The 19,085-nt window shown below is 39.9% G+C and carries 10 protein-coding genes and 1 tRNA gene; 10 read left to right on the top strand and 1 reads right to left on the bottom strand.

The window, feature by feature from the left end:
- Nucleotides 1-74 precede the first annotated feature (74 nt).
- Nucleotides 75-1,406: a hemolysin family protein gene (locus O3633_RS06930; RefSeq protein WP_371620817.1), complete on the top strand. Its 1,332-nt coding sequence runs from the start codon at nt 75-77 to the stop codon at nt 1,404-1,406.
- A gap of 86 nt (nt 1,407-1,492) precedes the next feature.
- Here O3633_RS06930 and O3633_RS06925 read toward each other — a convergent pair.
- Nucleotides 1,493-1,563 (bottom strand) — tRNA-Cys (locus O3633_RS06925).
- A 182-nt stretch (nt 1,564-1,745) separates the two neighbouring features.
- Between O3633_RS06925 and O3633_RS06920 the strand changes: the two genes are divergently transcribed.
- The 9 genes from O3633_RS06920 (at nt 1,746) to O3633_RS06880 (ending at nt 19,007) form a co-directional block, all read left to right on the top strand.
- A complete protein-coding gene (locus O3633_RS06920) occupies nt 1,746-3,725 on the top strand; it encodes a peptide ABC transporter substrate-binding protein (protein ID WP_371620816.1) in 1,980 nt (659 codons plus the stop codon).
- A 65-nt stretch (nt 3,726-3,790) separates the two neighbouring features.
- Nucleotides 3,791-5,287 (top strand): ABC transporter permease, encoded by a 1,497-nt coding sequence (locus tag O3633_RS06915; RefSeq protein ID WP_371620815.1) that lies wholly within the window; start codon nt 3,791-3,793, stop codon nt 5,285-5,287.
- Complete coding sequence (oppC, locus tag O3633_RS06910) at nt 5,287-6,213, top strand: oligopeptide ABC transporter permease OppC (protein ID WP_371620814.1); 927 nt, start codon at nt 5,287-5,289, stop codon at nt 6,211-6,213. The genes O3633_RS06915 and oppC overlap by 1 nt, the downstream gene beginning before the upstream one ends.
- An 8-nt stretch (nt 6,214-6,221) precedes the next feature.
- Complete coding sequence (locus tag O3633_RS06905) at nt 6,222-7,289, top strand: ABC transporter ATP-binding protein (RefSeq protein ID WP_049502740.1); 1,068 nt, start codon at nt 6,222-6,224, stop codon at nt 7,287-7,289.
- Nucleotides 7,290-7,299: 10 nt separating this feature from the next.
- Nucleotides 7,300-8,226 carry an ATP-binding cassette domain-containing protein gene (locus tag O3633_RS06900; protein ID WP_371620813.1) on the top strand — a complete coding sequence of 309 codons (927 nt, stop codon included), beginning with the start codon at nt 7,300-7,302 and terminating at the stop codon, nt 8,224-8,226.
- A gap of 445 nt (nt 8,227-8,671) precedes the next feature.
- The gene (locus O3633_RS06895; protein WP_049529752.1) at nt 8,672-9,655 is read left to right on the top strand and encodes an acetylxylan esterase; all 984 of its coding nucleotides are present in this window, start codon (nt 8,672-8,674) and stop codon (nt 9,653-9,655) included.
- Between the two features lie 371 nt (nt 9,656-10,026).
- Entirely contained in the window at nt 10,027-14,028 is a 4,002-nt protein-coding gene (locus tag O3633_RS06890) for an SIALI-17 repeat-containing surface protein (RefSeq protein ID WP_371620812.1), read from the top strand.
- A gap of 594 nt (nt 14,029-14,622) precedes the next feature.
- On the top strand, nt 14,623-18,015 hold the full coding sequence (locus O3633_RS06885) for an SIALI-17 repeat-containing surface protein (protein WP_371620811.1): 3,393 nt from the start codon (nt 14,623-14,625) through the stop codon (nt 18,013-18,015).
- Between the two features lie 293 nt (nt 18,016-18,308).
- Nucleotides 18,309-19,007, top strand: coding sequence for an N-acetylmannosamine-6-phosphate 2-epimerase (locus O3633_RS06880; RefSeq protein WP_001135656.1), 699 nt, complete (start codon nt 18,309-18,311; stop codon nt 19,005-19,007).
- Nucleotides 19,008-19,085 lie beyond the last annotated feature (78 nt).

Here is a 19,085-nt window from a genome sequence, read left to right as displayed (position 1 = left end):
AAATTGAAAATTAATGTGTAGAAATTGGAAAATATGGTATAATGGTTTCAATTATACTTTTTAGGAGAAGGAAAATGGAAGACCCGAGCAGTCAGGATTTGTTACTGCAATTTATTTTATTAGTTGTTTTGACCTTTTTAAATGCCTTTTTCTCTGCAACAGAAATGGCCATGGTTTCACTTAGTCGTTCACGTGTTGAGCAAAAAGCTGAGGAGGGAGATAAACGCTATATCCGTTTACTAAAGGTACTTGAAAACCCCAATCACTTTTTATCAACCATTCAAGTTGGTATCACCTTAATTACGATCTTGTCAGGGGCTAAACTAGCAGATTCACTTGGAGAGTTGATCGCCTCTTGGATGGGAAATAGCGAGACTGCCTATGCGGTAGCTAGCTTCTTATCATTAGCTTTCTTGACCTATATTTCTATTGTTTTTGGTGAGCTTTATCCTAAGCGAATTGCTCTAAATCTTAAGGATGCCTTGGCTATCAGAACAGTACCGTTTATTATTGCTCTTGGTAAGATTGTGAGTCCCTTCGTTTGGATGCTCTCAGCATCAACTAATCTCTTGAGTCAATTGACACCGATGACATTTGACGATGCAGATGAAAAAATGACTCGTGATGAGATTGAGTACATGTTGTCTAAGAGTGAAGAAACCTTGGATGCTGATGAAATTGAAATGTTACAAGGGATTTTCTCGCTAGACGAGCTCATGGCACGTGAAGTCATGGTTCCTCGAACCGATGCTTTCATGGTAAATATTCAAGATGACACTCAAACCATTATCCAAAGTATCTTAAAACAGAATTTTTCTCGGATTCCTGTTTATGATGGAGATAAGGACAATGTTATTGGATTGATTCATACCAAGAGTCTCCTTAAAGAAGCCTTTGCCAGCGGGTTTGACAATATTGTCTGGAGGCGAATCTTACAAGATCCACTCTTTGTACCTGAAACTATTTTTGTGGATGATTTATTAAAAGAGTTTAGAAATACTCAAAGACAGATGGCTATCCTTCTGGATGAGTATGGAGGTATGGCTGGTCTAGTTACGCTGGAGGATCTCCTTGAGGAGATTGTTGGTGAAATTGATGATGAAACTGACCGAGCTGAAGTTTATGTTTATACAATTGGCGAAGATACCTATATCGTCCAAGGGACAATGAATTTAAATGACTTTAATGCTTACTTTGATGTTGAACTTGAAAGTGATGATGTAGATACAATCGCTGGTTACTATTTGACCGGTGTGGGAACTATTCCAACATCAGAAAAACTCAGCTATGAGTTAGAAAGTAGCAATAAGCATATCACCCTAACTAATGATAAGGTCAAAAATGGACGTGTAACCAAGCTTAAGGTTCAAATTCAAGAACTTGAATCAGAAGAAGAAACAGAATAAAACAAAAGCTTTATCAGAGCAGAACTGATAAAGCTTTTCTAGTAGTTAAAAGAAAAAGACTCCTGTAGGAGTCTTTGATAATATAGAGGCGGTAGACGGATTTGAACCGACGATCAAGCTTTTGCAGAGCCGTGCCTTACCACTTGGCTATACCGCCTTAGCTTTTATTATTATACCTTTTAAATTAAATCTCGTCAATAGTTTCTTTTCTGAAAATGTAAGTTTTCCTGCTTTCAAAAGGCATGCGACAAAATATTCTGAAAATTCGTTTACTTTTGAAAGGGAGTGTGGTATAATTAACAGTATCTCATTAATTTTATATAGAGGAGTTAACTAAACATGAAAAAAAGTCGGATTCTTGCGGTAGCAGGGGTTGCCCTACTCGCAACAGGCGTTCTCGCAGCTTGTGGTTCTTCAAAATCATCAAATGCTGAAGCACCAAAAGCCTATGGCTATACTTATACTGCTGACCCAGAAACATTGGACTACCTTATCTCTGGGAAACAAAGTACAAAAGTTGCTACTTCAAATGGTATCGATGGACTCTTTACAAATGATAAGTATGGTAACCTTACTCCTGCAGTCGCTGAAGACTGGTCAGTGTCTCAAGATGGATTAACATACACTTATAAGATTCGTAAAGGTGTAAAATGGCTCACATCTGATGGTGAAGAATATGCAGAAGTAACTGCAAATGACTTTGTTACAGGTTTGAAACACGCAGCCGACAATAAATCAGCCGCTCTTTACCTAGCACAAAATTCTGTTAAAGGATTGGCTGACTATATATCAGGGAACAATACAGACTTCTCTGCTGTAGGTGTAAAGGCTGTTGATGATTACACTCTTCAATACACTTTGAACCAACCAGAACCATACTGGAACTCTAAATTGTCTTACGCAATCTTCTGGCCTTTGAACGCAGAGTTTGAAAAATCAAAAGGTAAAGACTTTGGTAAGGCAACAGACCCAACATCATTGCTTTACAATGGACCTTTCTTGCTTAAAGGGTTGACGGCTAAGTCTTCTATCGAATTTGCAAAGAATGATCAGTATTGGGATAAGGACAATGTTCACATCGATACTGTAACACTTTCTTACTATGATGGTTCAGACCAAGAGTCACTTGAGCGTAACTTTACAAATGGTGCATACAGTTATGCCCGTCTCTTCCCTACTAGCTCAAACTATTCTAAGGTAGCAGAAACATATAAAGACAATATTTACTATACTCCACAAGGAGCTGGTATTGCTGGTTTGGGTGTTAATATTGACCGTCAAAGCTATAAGTACACATCAAAAACAACTGACGAAGAAAAAACATCTACTAAGAAAGCCCTTCTTAATAAAGATTTCCGTCAAGCTTTGAACTTTGCTTTTGATCGTACTGCTTATTCAGCTCAGCTAAATGGTAAGGATGGAGCAGCCCTTGCTGTCCGTAACCTCTTCGTAAAACCAGAATTTGTTTCAGCAGGTGAAAAAACATTTGGTGACTTGGTCACTGAGAAAGTTGTTTCTTATGGTGATGAGTGGAAAGATGTAAACTTTGCGGATGGCCAAGATGGTCTTTACAATGCTGATAAAGCTAAAGCAGAACTAGCTAAAGCTAAAAAAGACCTTGAAGCAGATGGTGTGAAATTCCCAATCCACTTGGATATTCCAGTTGACCAAACATCTAAAAACTATATCGCTCGTATCCAATCATTCAAACAATCTGTTGAAACCGCTTTGGGTACAGATAATGTAGTTATCGATATCCAACAAATCACTACGGATGAATTACACAATATCACGTACTACGCTGCTAGTGCGGCAGCAGAAGATTGGGACCTTTCAGGTGCTGTTGGATGGAATCCAGACTATGATGATCCATCGACTTACCTTGATATCTTGAAATCAACTAATAGTGAAACAACTAAGACCTACATGGGCTATGACAATCCATCAAACCCAGCGGTTGCTCAAGTTGGTTTGAAAGATTACGACAAATTAGTTGATGATGCAGCTAGTGAAACAAGTGACCTTAACAAACGTTATGAGAAATATGCAGCAGCTCAAGCTTGGTTGACAGATAGCTCACTCTTCCTTCCAGCTATGTCATCTTCAGGAGCAGCACCAGTTATTTCTCGTGTAGTACCATTCTCAGCCTCTTACACTCAATCTGGTGATAAAGGTTCAGATGTATACTTCAAGTACCTTAAATTGCAAGCTAACACTGTAACAACAAAAGAGTACAAGGAAGCTCGTGAAAAATGGCTCAAAGAAAAAGCTGAATCAAACGAAAAAGCTCAAAAAGAGTTAGCGAGTCATGTGAAATAAATAATGCTCATCAGAACTTTCTCTCCTAAAGGAGAAGGTTCTTTTGGGATTTTAAAGGAAATAATATGAAAAAATATGTTTTTATGCGTATCTTGCGGTCGTTGGTTTCTATTTTCTTAGTAACGACCTTGATTTACACAATCATCTATACGATGGTTCCACGGAAGTTGATCTTCAAACAAGATACTAACTACAATAAAATTGCGACAACGGCTGATAAACGAGATAACTATGAAAATACTGTCTTTGAGCGTATGGGTTATATCGAATATTACGATACGAAAGAGTTGCAGGAAAAAGCTAGTAGCATTGACTCTTCTGTTACAGTAGATGCAAATGATACAAATAAAGCAATCTATGAAAAATATATCCAACAACTTGGGAATGGTTGGACTCTAGGTGAGTTTACAGAGAGTGGACAATTCTACGCTACACGTGAAATTCCTATTTTTGAACGTGTGTTCAAATTCTATGCAAACTTGCTTGATATTGACCATACAAACAAGATTCAAGACCCAGAAAATCCAAACTTAGAGCGTTATTTGCGCTTTGAGAATGACCCTGCGATCGGTTGGTCTCTTGTGGGTTCAGGTACTAAACATAAATACCTCTTGTACTTCAATAGTCAGTTCCCATTTGTTCACCAAAACTTTGTCAACTTGAACCTAGGAGATTCTTATCCAACTTATGCCAATACTCCTGTTCTTCAAGTTATTACACAAGGACAAGGACAAACCAAGACTTCTGAAGTTCAATTCCCAACTGGTAAGAAAACATCATCAGTTAATATTTACTCAAGAACTTATAAATCTCCGAGTCAAGCTGATGCTCGTGAAGTAGCGAACTACGGTAAAGATGATCCATATACAGCTACTGAGAGCAACTATCAGTACCCGTCTATGATTGCAAGTTCTGCTATTACTGGTTTGATTGGTCTTGCGATTTCATATGCGATTGCGATTCCTCTTGGCTCAGCAATGGCTCGTTTCAAAAATACTTGGATCGATAGTTTCTCTACAGGGACTCTAACTTTCTTGTTGGCTCTTCCAACGATTGCCCTAGTCTATATTATTCGTTTGATTGGTTCTTCAATCGGCTTCCCAGACTCATTCCCAATCTTGGGTGCTGGTGATTGGCGTTCTTATGTCCTTCCTGCAGTGATTCTGGGCTTGCTAGGAGCACCTACTATGGCAATTTGGATTCGCCGTTATATGATTGACTTGCAATCACAAGATTTCGTTCGTTTTGCTCGTGCTAAAGGTTTGTCTGAGAAAGAAATTTCTGATAAGCACATCTTTAAAAATGCTATGGTACCACTCGTTTCTGGTATCCCAGGTTCTATCATTGGTGTTATTGGTGGAGCAACTCTTACTGAAACAGTCTTCGCCTTCCCAGGTATGGGTAAAATGTTGATCGACTCTGTAAAGGCTTCAAACAATAATATGGTAGTTGGTCTCGTCTTTATCTTCACTTGTGTTTCAATCTTCTCAAACCTTATTGGAGATATTTGGATGACCATTATTGACCCACGTATTAAATTGACAGAGAAAGGAGGCAAATAATGTCTGCAATTAGTAATGAAAAATTTCAGTTTGTAAAACGTGATGATTATGCCTCTGAAGCAATTGATGCTCCTGCCTACTCATACTGGGGTTCTGTCTTTAGACAGTTTTTGAAGAAGAAATCAACAGTAATCATGCTAGGTATCTTGATTGCAGTTATTTTGATGAGTTTCATTTACCCAATGTTCTCTGATTTTGACTTCAATGATGTAAGTAAGGTAAATGATTTTAGCGCTCGTTACATTAAACCAAATGCTGAGCATTGGTTTGGTACAGATAGTAATGGTAAATCTCTCTTTGATGGTGTCTGGTTTGGAGCTCGTAACTCTATCTTGATTTCTGTCATTGCGACCTTTGTCAACCTTTTTATCGGTGTTGTTATTGGTGGAATTTGGGGGATCTCAAAATCAGTTGACCGTATCATGATGGAAGTCTACAACGTTATCAACAATATCCCATCACTTTTGATCGTTATTGTTTTGACTTACTCTATCGGTGCAGGTTTCTGGAATTTGATCTTTGCCATGAGTGTAACCACTTGGATTGGTGTTGCCCATTCAATTCGTATCCAAATGTTACGTTACCGTGATTTAGAGTACAACCTTGCTTCACGTACCTTGGGAACACCAAGTTACAAAATTATTATGAAAAACATTATGCCCCAATTGGTATCTGTTATTGTTACGAGTACGTCGCAAATGCTTCCAGCCTTTATCTCATATGAAGCCTTCCTATCATTCTTTGGACTTGGCTTGCCAATCACAGTACCAAGTTTGGGACGTTTGATTTCAGATTATTCTCAGAACGTAACAACCAATGCATATCTCTTCTGGATTCCATTGACAACTTTGGTCTTGGTATCCTTGTCCCTTTTCGTAGTAGGTCAAAACCTAGCAGATGCTAGTGATCCACGTACACATAGATAGGAGTAGACATGATAAAAGGAAAAAATGTAATTTTGACTGCTCAAGATATTGTCGTGGAATTTGATGTTCGTGACAAGATTTTGACAGCTATTCGAGGTGTCTCCATCGATTTGATTGAGGGAGAGGTCCTCGCCTTAGTTGGGGAGTCAGGTTCAGGTAAATCAGTTTTGACAAAAACATTCACAGGAATGTTGGAAGAAAATGGTCGTATTGCACAAGGTAGTATTAATTACCGTGGACAAGATTTGACAACCTTATCTTCTCATAAAGAATGGGAAAGTATTCGTGGTGCGAAGATTGCAACTATCTTCCAAGATCCGATGACCAGTCTAGACCCAATCAAGACAATCGGAAGTCAAATCACAGAAGTTATTGTTAAACACCAAGGTAAGACTGCTCAAGAAGCTAAAGAGATGGCTATTGACTATATGAATAAAGTTGGTATTCCAGATTCTGAGAAACGTTTTGACGAGTATCCTTTCCAATATTCTGGGGGAATGCGTCAACGTATTGTTATCGCGATTGCTCTTGCCTGTCGTCCAGACATTCTTATCTGTGATGAGCCAACAACAGCTCTTGACGTGACCATTCAGGCACAGATTATTGATTTGTTGAAGTCACTTCAACACGAATACCACTTTACAACAATCTTTATCACCCACGACCTAGGTGTAGTAGCAAGTATCGCTGATAAAGTTGCGGTTATGTATGCTGGTGAAATCGTCGAGTATGGTACTGTTGAAGAAATCTTCTACGACCCACGTCATCCATATACATGGAGCCTCTTGTCGAGCTTGCCTCAACTTGCGGATGACAAAGGTGAATTGTACTCAATCCCTGGAACACCTCCATCGCTTTATACTGAATTGAAGGGAGACGCTTTTGCTCTTCGGTCAGATTATGCTATGAAGATTGACTTTGAGGAAAAAGCACCTCAGTTTGCAGTATCTGATACTCATTGGGCTAAGACATGGTTGCTTCATGAACAAGCTCCAAAAGTTGAAAAACCATCGGTGATTGCAGATTTACACGACAAGATTCGTGAAAAGATGGGCTTTACACATCTTGAGGACTAGGAGGAAGGAAATGTCTGAAAAATTAGTAGAAATTAAAGACTTAGAAATTTCCTTCGGTGAAGGAAGCAAAAAGTTTGTCGCTGTTAAAAATGCGAACTTCTTTATCAACAAAGGAGAAACTTTCTCACTTGTTGGAGAGTCTGGTAGTGGTAAGACAACAATTGGTCGTGCTATTATCGGTCTTAATGATACTAGCAAAGGTGATATCATCTTTGAAGGTAAAAAAATTAATGGTAAAAAATCACGTGAACAAGCTTCGGAATTAATCCGTCGTATCCAAATGATTTTCCAGGACCCTGCTGCAAGTTTGAATGAACGTGCAACAGTTGATTATATCATTTCTGAAGGTCTTTATAACTACCATTTATTTAAAGATGAAGAAGAAAGAAAAGAAAAAGTTCAAAATATCATTCGTGAAGTGGGACTTTTGGCTGAACACTTGACACGTTACCCACATGAGTTTTCAGGTGGACAACGTCAACGTATCGGGATTGCCCGTGCCTTGGTTATGCAACCTGACTTCGTTATTGCGGATGAGCCAATTTCAGCCTTGGACGTTTCAGTACGTGCCCAAGTTTTGAACTTGCTCAAGAAATTCCAAAAAGAATTAGGATTGACTTATCTCTTTATCGCCCACGATTTGTCAGTAGTTCGTTTCATCTCTGATCGTATCGCGGTAATTTATAAGGGTGTTATTGTTGAAGTGGCTGAAACTGAAGAATTATTTAACAATCCAGTTCATCCATATACGCAAGCACTTCTATCAGCTGTTCCTATTCCAGACCCAATCTTGGAACGTAAAAAAGTTTTGAAAGTCTATGATCCAGATCAACATGACTATGAAACTGATAAACCTTCTATGGTAGAAATTCGTCCAGGTCACTATGTTTGGGCAAACCAAGCAGAGTTGGGACGCTATAAAAAAGATTTGAAATAAGAAAGAGTTTTGTAATCTTGATAGAACAGTTCTATTAAGATTATGAAACTTTTTTATTTTTGTAAAAGAACATTAGTTTAAAGATAGATAACTATATACCCGAAAACATGCTAATACTCAATGAAAATCAAAGAGCAAACTAGGAAGCTAGCCGCAGGTTGCTCAAAGCACGGCTTTGAGGTTGCAGATAAAGCTGACGTAGTTTGAATTTGATTTTCGAAGAGTATAAGATTAGTCTTCAATGACAATTGGATGAGAGATCAAAGGAGCTGTTTTCTTTGAAAGAGTATTGAATCTATACAGAATGGAATGAATAAAACTACTTTCAGATAAGCTTTTATGAATCTTCAAAATTAAAATCACTTTCTATTTAAAAATCCATCTTGCAAAGCCTACCTATATGTGCTAGAGTTATGGTAACGGTTACAAAATTAAGGAGGGTTTTATGAGAAATCCAGCATTAGTAGAAGAAATGAAAACATACCAAGGAAGGGATGAAGTTCCTCATGATTTTGATGCTTTTTGGGATGGGGAGATTGATAAGGTTTCGGTCTTGCCAGATTATCAACTAGAGGAACGTGATTTTCATATTCCAAATGTGAAGTGTTATGAGTTAAGCTTTAAAGGTACCCGTGATGGCCTTGTTTATGCACGTATAGTCTTACCAAAATCAGAAAAGAAAGTACCTGTCATTTTCCACTTCCATGGCTATATGGGACGTTGCTGGGATTGGACAGATATGCTAGCCTTTACAGTAGCTGGTTATGGTGTCGTATCGATGGATGTTCGTGGACAATCTGGATACTCACAAGATGGCTTGCGCTCACCACTCGGAAATACAGTTAAGGGCCAAATTATCCGTGGTGCAGTAGAAGGAAAAGAGCAACTCTTCTATAAGGATGTCTATCTAGATATTTATCAATTGATTGAAATTGTCGCTAGTTTCCCACAAGTGGATGAGGGGCAATTAGCAAGCTATGGAGCTTCTCAAGGAGGGGCACTAGCTCTAGTGGCTGCGGGGCTAAATCCACGTATCAAGCGTACAGTTGCTATTTATCCATTCTTATCAGACTTTAGACGGGTACTCGAGATTGGAAATACCAGCGAAGCCTATGATGAACTCTTTCGTTATTTTAAGTTCCATGATCCATTCCATGAGACAGAAGAGCAGATTATGGAGACGCTCGCTTATATCGATGTAAAAAATCTTGCCCATCGCATTAAGGGGGAAGTTCGGATGATTACTGGGCTTGATGACGATGTCTGCTATCCAATCACTCAGTTTGCTATTTACAACCGTTTGACTTGTGAAAAGAGTTATCGTATCATGCCTGAATACGCTCATGAGGCCATGAATGTTCATGTCAATGATCAAGTTTACAATTGGTTGTGTGGTAGTGAGATCCCCTTTACCTATCTTGGTCACTAAAAATTGAAAAAAAGCTCTGTAGTTTCGAATGAACTACAGGCTTTTCTTTATGTGACCCAGATAATGAGAAAGTAGTTTCAGGTAGTTTGAAACTTCTAAATATCTTTGAAAGTATAATCTATTATAGATTATAAAGTCTAAAATTTAGAATATTTATTATATAATATGATTAAGATAAAATGTGAAAGGAGTATAGCTAGTTGCGAATCTTTTAACATGGAATTTATAAAAGAGCAACAGCATTTCATCTACAAAGAATGACAATTTCATTCAATAATACAGTTTCTTATTTGCAGCTAGTTTGAAAGGCTAAAAATTTTAAGCAAAAAAGAAAGCGCTTTATTTTTTTAAAAAATAACGGAAGGGAACACATGAAACAGAGATATTTTGATAGAAAACAGAGATATGGAATTCGGAAATTTGCAGTTGGAGCGGCTTCAGTAGTGATTGGAGCGGTTGTTTTTGGTGCTGCACCGGCTTTGGCTCAAGAGGCGCCATCAACGAATGGTGAAACAACGGGGCAATCTTTGCCAGAATTGCCTAAGGAAGTAGAGACAGGAAGTCTAGCTAATTTAGATAAGGAGCCTGCAGGCCAAGTAACCACAGTAAATAATAGTGGAACAGAAGTGAGCCGTGAAGAGTTGCAAGCAAACCCAGGGTCTGAAAAACCAACAGAAACAGAAGCATCAAACGAAACTCCAGCTACAGAGAGTGAAGAAGAAGTTGGAAACATTCCTCGTGACTTTTATGCAAGAGAGTTGGAAAATGCCAATACTGTTATAGAGAAGGAAGATGTTGAAACCAATCCTTCAAACGGTCAAAGAGTTGACATGAAAGAGGAACTCGATAAGCTTAAAAAACTTCAAAATGCGACCATTCATATGGAGTTTAAGCCAGATGCATCTGCTCCACGTTTTTACAACCTTTTCTCAGTTTCTAGTGATACCAAAGTAAATGAGTATTTCACTATGGCCATCCTTGATAACACAGCTATCGTTGAAGGTCGTGATGCAAATGGAAACCAATTCTATGGTGATTATAAAACTGCTCCTTTGAAGATTAAGCCAGGTGAGTGGAACTCTGTAACCTTCACAGTTGAAAGACCAAATGCAGACCAACCAAAAGGTCAAGTTCGTGTCTATGTAAATGGTGTCTTGTCGCGCACAAGTCCTCAGTCTGGTCGTTTCATCCAAGACATGCCAGATGTCAACCATGTGCAAATCGGTACAACGAAACGCACAGGCAAAAACTTCTGGGGTTCTAATCTTAAAGTCCGTAATCTAACTGTTTATGATCGCACTCTTACTCCAGAAGAAGTTAAAAAACGTAGCCAATTTTTTGAAAGAGGAGAGTTGGAGAAGAAACTTCCTGAAGGGGCAGAAGTTACTGATAAACTGGACGTTTTTGAAGGTGGTGAGAACCGTAAGCCAAATAAAGATGGTATCGCAAGCTACCGCATTCCAGCCTTGCTGAAAACTGATAAGGGAACCTTAATTGCTGGAACTGATGAGAGACGCTTGCATCACTCTGACTGGGGTGATATCGGTATGGTTGTTCGTCGTAGTGATGATAAGGGTAAAACTTGGGGAGATAGAATTGTCATCTCAAATCCTCGTGATAATGAGAATGCTAAGAATCCAGAATGGCCATCACCAGTCAACATTGACATGGCCCTAGTCCAAGATCCGAAAACTAAGAGAATCTTTTCAATTTATGATATGTTCCTTGAAGGTAAGGCTGTATTTTCTCTTCCAGGAAAAGCACCACAAGCCTATGAACAAATTGGGGACAAGGTATACCAAGTCTTGTACAAACAAGGTGATTCAGGACGTTATACAATCCGTGAAAATGGTGAAGTTTTCGACCCTGAAAATAGAAAAACAGAATATAGAGTTGTAGTTGATCCTAAGAAGCCAGCCTATAGTGATAAGGGTGACCTTTACAAGGGTGAAGAACTAATCGGCAATGTCTACTTTGAGTATAGTGACAAGAATATCTTTAGGGTTTCAAACACAAACTATCTCTGGATGTCTTATAGTGATGATGATGGTAAAACTTGGTCTGCACCAAAAGATATTACCTACGGTATTCGTAAGGACTGGATGCACTTCTTAGGTACTGGACCTGGTACGGGTATTGCCTTGCATTCTGGACCTCACAAAGGACGTCTCGTTATCCCAGTCTACACGACAAATAACGTATCCTACCTCAGTGGTTCTCAGTCTTCACGCGTCATTTACTCAGATGACCATGGTGAAACTTGGCACGCTGGTGAAGCGGTCAATGATAACCGTCCGGTAGGTAATCAAACAATTCACTCTTCAACTATGAATAATCCAGGTGCTCAAAATACGGAGTCAACTGTTGTTCAGTTGAACAACGGAGACCTCAAACTCTTCATGCGTGGATTGACAGGAGATTTGCAGGTTGCAACAAGTAAGGATGGCGGAGCAACTTGGGAAAAAGATGTGAAGCGCTATGCGGATGTCAAAGATGTCTACGTTCAAATGTCTGCTATTCATACGGTACAAGATGGTAAGGAATATATTGTCCTCAGTAACGCAGGTGGGCCAGGACGCTACAATGGTCTGGTGCACTTGGCACGTGTGGAAGCTAATGGGGATCTAACTTGGCTCAAGCACAATCCAATTCAAAGTGGTAAATTTGCTTATAACTCCTTGCAAGATCTTGGAAATGGTGAATTTGGCTTGCTTTATGAGCATGCGACTGCCACTCAAAATGAATACACCTTGTCTTATAAGAAATTCAACTGGGATTTCTTAAGCAAGGATAGAATTTCTCCAACAAAAGCAACTGTGAAAAATGCTGTGGAGATGAGCAAAAATGTCATTGCTTTAGAATTTGATTCTGAAGTATTGGTGAATCGGCCACCAGTTCTTAAACTGGCAAATGGTAATTTTGCGGCTTTCTTGACGCAATACGATACAAAAACATTGCTTTTCGCAGTTAACAAGGAAGATATTGGTCAAGAAATTACAGAAATCATTGATGGTGCAATTGAGAGCATGCATAATTTACCTGTAAGTCTTGAAGGTGCAGGAGTTCCTGGTGGTAAAAATGGAGCAAAAGCAGAAATCCATGAAGTCCCAGAATTTACAGGTGCAGTCAATGGTGAAGGTACAGTTCACGAGGATCCAGCCTTTGAAGGTGGCATCAACGGTGAGGAAGCAGCCGTTCATGATGTGCCAGACTTCTCAGGTGGTGTGAACGGCGAAGTAGCCGCTATTCATGAAGTTCCAGAAATAGAGGTCGAAGAAAATCCACCGGGAACTATCCATGAAGTCCCAGAATTTACAGGTGCAGTCAATGGTGCTGAAGCAGCCATTCATGAGATTCTGGACTTCGAAGGTGGTGTGAACGGCGAGGAAGCAGAAATCCATGAAGTTCCAGAAGGTAGTCTAGTAGAAAGCTCAAAAGGGGAGTCTGTCATTCATGACGTTCCAGCTTTTGAAGGTGGCGTCAATGGTGAGGAAGCAACTACATCAGAAAGCCCAGCCTTCGAAGGTGGTGTCAATGGTGCTGAAGCAACTACATCAGAAAGCCCAGAATTTGAGGGTGGCGTCAATGCAGTAGAATCCGCTAAGTCAGAAATTCCGGAGTATACAGGTGGTGTGAATGGAGTGGAGGCCGCTAAGTTAGAAGTTCCAGAGTATGCAGGTAGCGTGAATGGAGTAGAATCCGCTAAGTTAGAAGTTCCAGAATACATAGGTGGCGTGAATGGAGTAGAGGCCGCTAAGTTAGATTCTCCAGAATACACAGGTGGCGTGAATGGAGTAGAATCCGCTAAGTTAGAAGTTCCAGAATACACAGGTGGTGTCAATGGAGTGGAGGCCGCTAAGTTAGAAACTCCAGAATACACAGGTGGTGTCAACGGAGTGGAGGCCGCTAAGTTAGAAACTCCAGAATACACAGGTGGCGTCAACGCAGTGGAAACTGCTAAGTTAGAAGTTCCAGAATACACAGGTGGCGTCAATGGAGTAGAGACCGCTAAGTTAGAAGTTTCAGAATACACAGGTGGCGTGAATGGAGTAGAGGCCGCTAAGTTAGAAGTTCCAGAGTACACAGGTGGCACTAATGCGGTAGAGGCTGTTAGTTCAGATATCCCAGCTTTTGCGGGTGGTGTAAACGTAAACAGTGCTGAAGCTGCTGTTCATGAGATCTCAGAGTATAAGGGAGAACAGTCAGTTGTGGTTCAGGCTATGGCACAAGATCGTACTTATCAAGCTCCTGCTGCTCGCCAGCATCTCCTTCCTGAAACAGGAAGTGAAGATGTTGCTCCTCTTTCCTCTTTAGGATTTGTAGGCATGCTCCTAGGTATGTTTGCCATGGGGAAGAAAAAAGAAGATCAATGAAATAGTTAAAACCAACGAAATTCATAGAGAAATTTGATCTTATATTAGAAAGGGTCGTGGCTAGAACTAGTTACGGCCTTTTTGATCTAGATAAATCAGGAGTCAAATAGATAATACTCTTCGAAAATCTCTTCAAACCACGTCAGCTTCGCCTTACCGTACTCAAGTACAGCTTGCGGCTAGCTTCCTAGTTTGCTCTTTGATTTTCATTGAGTATAAGTTTGAGATAAAGTTCATTAAAAAAACGATTCAACTGAATGAAGCAATTTTATGTTAGAAAAATCTAAAGCATCCGAAAGTAGTTTCAAATGTCCAATTTTATATTTCTAAAACCGAAAGTAAAATCTGTTCTATATTCATCTATCTTAAAATAGAGAAACTTATTATATAATGAGAATAAGATAAAATTTGAAAGGAGTAGGAGACTCTAGTTAACGATGGCATGATGATAGATTGTTGATCGTTAAGTGAGAGAAAATTTGAAAGAGCGAGTGTAACCATTCGTGAAAAAGTAATTTTTGTCATTTAGTCAGATGACTAAAAATTTTAAGTAAAAAAGAAAGCGCTTTATTTTTAAAAATGAAAGGAAGAAAGATGAAGCATAATCAGTTGGATAGAAAACAACGATATGGAATTCGCAAATTTACAGTAGGAGCCGCTTCAGTCGTTATTGGAGCAGTTGTTTTTGGTGCATCGCCAGTATTAGCACAAGAATCAACAACTACCAATAAGGAAGCGACAGAACTAGGAGTAGAGAAGGATCAGGCAGAAAAAGTAGTAGATACTGAAAAGAGTGCGACAGAGTCTAATGGGGTAGATACAGTCACACATACATCTACAGAAGCACATACTGGAACAGAGACAACTGCAACGGCAGAAACAACTGCAACAGCAGAAACGGCAGAAGCAACTAGAGAAATCGAAAAAGATCCAGCTTCGCTTCCACGTGATTACTATGCTAGAGAGTTAGAGAACGCCAATACTGTTCTTGAAAAGGAAGATGTAGAGACTAATGTTGCAAATAGCAATAGAATTGATCTGACAGAGCAATTGAACAAACTGAAACAGCTTCAAAATGCGACCATTCATATGGAGTTCAAACCAGATGCTTCTGCACCAGCATTTTACAACCTTTTCTCAGCCTCAAGTGATACGGTTCGAAATGAATATTTCACCATGGCTGTTTACAACAACGTTGCCTTGATTGAGGGCCGCGATCAAAACGGCGACCAATTTTATGATAGATACACAGACGCACCATTAACAGTCAAACCAGGTCAATGGAATTCAGTAACCTTTACAGTTGAAAGACCAAGTGCAGATTCTCCAGATGGACAAGTTCGTCTCTATGTAAATGGAGTCTTGTCACGAACAAGTAAGAAATCAGGACGCTTTATCAAAGATATGCCTGATGTGAATCATATGCAAATTGGTACCACAAATCGTGCAGGAAGTATGGTTTGGGGGGCAGGCTTACAAGTTCGTAATCTAACTGTTTACGATCGTGCCTTGAGTCCAGAAGAGGTTCAAAATCGTAGCTACCTCTTTGAAAGATCCGAATTAGAGAAAAAGCTTCCAGAAGGAGCTGAGATAACAGATAAAAAGGATGTCTTTGAAGCTGGTAAAAATGGACAGTCAAATCCAGATGGTATTAATAGTTATCGCATTCCAGCCCTCCTTAAGACTGACAAGGGAACTTTGATTGCTGGAGCTGACGAACGCCGCTTGCACCACTATGACTGGGGCGATATCGGTATGGTCGTCAAACGAAGTGAGGATCAGGGTCAAACATGGGGCGATCGTATCACACTTACGAATCTACGCGACAATCCAAAAGCTACTGATCCATCTGTTGGTTCACCAGTAAATATCGATATGGTTTTAGCCCAAGATACTGAAACCAAACGCATCTTTTCAGTCTATGATATGTTCCCAGAAGGAAAAGGTATCTTTGGGATGTCAGCTGAAAAAGAGGAAGCTTATAAAGAAATTGATGGGAAAACCTACCAAATTCTCTATCGTGAAGGAGAAAATGGGGCCTATACTATTCGTGAAAATGGCCTTGTCTACACACCAGATGGTCAGGCAACGGATTACCGTGTTGTTGTAAATCCAGTCAAGCCGGCTTATAGCGATAAAGGTGATATTTATCAGGGTGAGCAGTTACTAGGAAATATCTATTTTACAAGCAATAAAACTTCTCCATTTAGAATTGCTAAAGACAGCTACCTATGGATGTCTTACAGTGATGATGATGGTAAGACTTGGTCTGCACCACAAGATATTACCCCGATGGTCAAAGCTGATTGGATGAAATTCTTAGGTGTGGGACCTGGAGTGGGAATTACCCTCCAGAATGGACCTCATAAAGGTCGGATTGTCGTTCCTGTCTATACGACGAATAGAACAAACCACCTCAATGGTTCTCAATCATCTCGTATCATCTACTCAGATGACCATGGTAAGACTTGGCATATGGGGGGCGGTGTCAATGATAACCGTACACTTTATGATGGTACAGTAGTTGATTCAAGCAACATGAACAATTACTATGCTCAAAATACGGAGGCTTCAGTTGTTCAGCTGAACAATGGTCAGTTGAAACTCTTTATGCGTGGTTTGACAGGTGATTTGCAGGTTGCGACAAGTTATGATGGTGGTATTACATGGGACAACTATGTAGCGCGCTATGATGTACCTGATGTTTATGTTCAAATGGCAGCGACTCATACGGTTCAAGATGGTAAGGAGTATATCCTTCTAGCAAATGCCAATGGCCCAGGTCGTAAGAATGGTTACATTCGAGTGGCTCGCGTAGAAGAAGATGGCGAGTTGACTTGGTTGCATCATCATTTGATTCAAGAAGGGGAGTATGCCTATAACTCACTTCAACAGATCGGACCAAAAGAATTTGGTCTCTTGTACGAACATCATGAAGCTGGTGGCAATCCTTATACTCTATCCTTCAAGAAATTCAACTGGGATTATCTAACTAAAGAGAGACTTGCTTCAAAAGAAGTGAAAGTTACAACGGCTATGGAAAAATGGCCAGGCATTATTGCTATGGAATTTGATTCAGAAGTCTTGGTAAATCAAGCTCCAACTCTCAAACTAGCTAATGGTAAGACTGCAACCTTCATGACTCAGTATGATACTAAAACTCTCCTATTTACAATAGCTCCTGAAGATATCGGTCAAAAAGTTACAGCTATTGAAGCGGGTGCAATTGAAAGTATGCATAACTTGCCAGTATCAGTGGTAGGTACTAAACTTACGAATGGTTTTAATGGTGACGAACCGGCAATCCATGAAATCCCAGAATTTACAGGTGGTGTCAATGGTGACGAAGCAGCTGTAGCAGAACTTCCTGAGTACATTGAAGCTATTGGAACAGTAGGTGACGAAGCAGCACCAACAGTAGAAGTTCCAGAATTCGAAGGTGGCGTCAATGGTGACGAAGCAGCTGTGGCTGAGCTCCCTGAGTACACTGAACCTAGTGCAACAGTAGGTGATGAAGCACCACCAACAGTAGAAGTCCCTGAGTTTGAAGGTGACGTAAATGGTGAAGCAGCATCTGAATCTGAGCTTCCTGAATACTCTGTTCCTAGCGCAACAGTAGGTGATGAAGTAGCACCAACAGTAGAAGTCCCAGAATTCGAAGGTGGTGTCAATGCGGTCGAAGCAGCAGTTCATGAGCTTCCAGAATTCACAGGCAGTGTGAAGAATGACGTCGCGTCAACAGAAAAACCAGGATTTGTAGGAGACGTCAAGGGTTCAGAAGTAGCGAGTCCTAAAAATCCAGATCACAAAGGTCAACAGTCTATTGTATCTCAAGCTATGGCACAAGATAAGACCTATCAAGCACCTGCAGTTCGTCAAGATGTTCTTCCTAAGACAGGAAGTAAAGATGCCACTACCCTTGCATCAGTAGGGCTTGTGGGGATGCTCCTTGGTATGTTTGCCATGGGCAAGAGAAAAGAAGATTAGTCAAATCGTTGAAAGTGAAGGTTTCTTTAGTGAAACTAGATCTTAGCTAGAAAGGGTCGTAACGGGAATTTGTTACGGCCTTTTTCTTTCATGTTTGCGAGAAAAAAGGGCTGGTTTCAAGATTTAAGAGGTGTTGGGATAGATTTTAGGTCCCTGAAACTACTTTCAGAAGAAGCTGTTGCATAAAATTGTTTTGAAACTCCAATCTATTCTAGCACAAGATATTGAAAGCGCTTTAATAATAAGCTATAATAGTCACATAAACACAAAGGAAAAGAAAAGGAGGAAAGTAGATGCCACAAATTAGTAAAGAAGCCTTGATTGAACAAATCAAAGATGGAATCATCGTTTCTTGTCAGGCACTTCCTCATGAACCGCTCTACACAGAAGCGGGAGGAGTTATCCCCTTGTTGGTGAAAGCAGCTGAACAAGGTGGTGCAGTCGGTATCCGAGCAAACAGTGTTCGAGATATCAAGGAAATTAAAGAGGTCACTAAACTTCCGATTATCGGAATTATTAAACGTGATTATCCACCACAGGAACCATTCATCACAGCGACTATGAGAGAGGTAGATGAACTAGCAGCTCTTGACATCGAAGTCATTGCTCTTGACTGTACCAAGCGTGAACGTCATGATGGCTTGGAGATCCAAGAATTTATCCGTCAGATCAAAGAAAAATATCCAAATCAACTCTTGATGGCTGACACAAGTACCTTTGAGGAAGGTCTAACAGCAGTTGAAGCAGGAATTGACTTTGTCGGAACTACCTTATCAGGTTACACTTCTTACAGTCCAAAAGTGGATGGCCCAGACTTTGAACTGATTAAGAAACTTTGTGATGCAGGAGTCGACGTCATCGCTGAAGGAAAAATTCACACACCAGAACAAGCTAAGCAAATCCTAGGTTACGGAGTGCGAGGTATCGTAGTTGGTGGCGCTATTACTAGACCAAAAGAGATTACGGAACGATTTGTTGCGGGTCTTAAATAACACAATATAAAAAACGAGGAGAGTGGTTGATTAGTAGGAAAAAATGAAAACGTATACAAAGTTGACATTACTCATTAT

Source organism: Streptococcus sp. 27098_8_22, from assembly GCF_041432415.1.
In the GTDB taxonomy this organism is placed as follows: Bacteria; Bacillota; Bacilli; order Lactobacillales; family Streptococcaceae; genus Streptococcus; species Streptococcus pseudopneumoniae_M.
The sequence above is the reverse complement of the archived record's forward strand: the minus strand, read 5'-3'. Positions and strand labels throughout refer to the sequence as shown.

Excerpts from the sequence above, each read along its gene's own strand:
- O3633_RS06930 (WP_371620817.1), top strand. The coding sequence starts at position 75 with ATGGAAGACCCGAGCAGTCAGGATTTGTTACTGCAATTTATTTTATTA.
- O3633_RS06920 (WP_371620816.1), top strand. The coding sequence starts at position 1,746 with ATGAAAAAAAGTCGGATTCTTGCGGTAGCAGGGGTTGCCCTACTCGCA.
- O3633_RS06915 (WP_371620815.1), top strand. The coding sequence starts at position 3,791 with ATGAAAAAATATGTTTTTATGCGTATCTTGCGGTCGTTGGTTTCTATT.
- oppC (WP_371620814.1), top strand. The coding sequence starts at position 5,287 with ATGTCTGCAATTAGTAATGAAAAATTTCAGTTTGTAAAACGTGATGAT.
- O3633_RS06905 (WP_049502740.1), top strand. The coding sequence starts at position 6,222 with ATGATAAAAGGAAAAAATGTAATTTTGACTGCTCAAGATATTGTCGTG.
- O3633_RS06900 (WP_371620813.1), top strand. The coding sequence starts at position 7,300 with ATGTCTGAAAAATTAGTAGAAATTAAAGACTTAGAAATTTCCTTCGGT.
- O3633_RS06895 (WP_049529752.1), top strand. The coding sequence starts at position 8,672 with ATGAGAAATCCAGCATTAGTAGAAGAAATGAAAACATACCAAGGAAGG.
- O3633_RS06890 (WP_371620812.1), top strand. The coding sequence starts at position 10,027 with ATGAAACAGAGATATTTTGATAGAAAACAGAGATATGGAATTCGGAAA.
- O3633_RS06885 (WP_371620811.1), top strand. The coding sequence starts at position 14,623 with ATGAAGCATAATCAGTTGGATAGAAAACAACGATATGGAATTCGCAAA.
- O3633_RS06880 (WP_001135656.1), top strand. The coding sequence starts at position 18,309 with ATGCCACAAATTAGTAAAGAAGCCTTGATTGAACAAATCAAAGATGGA.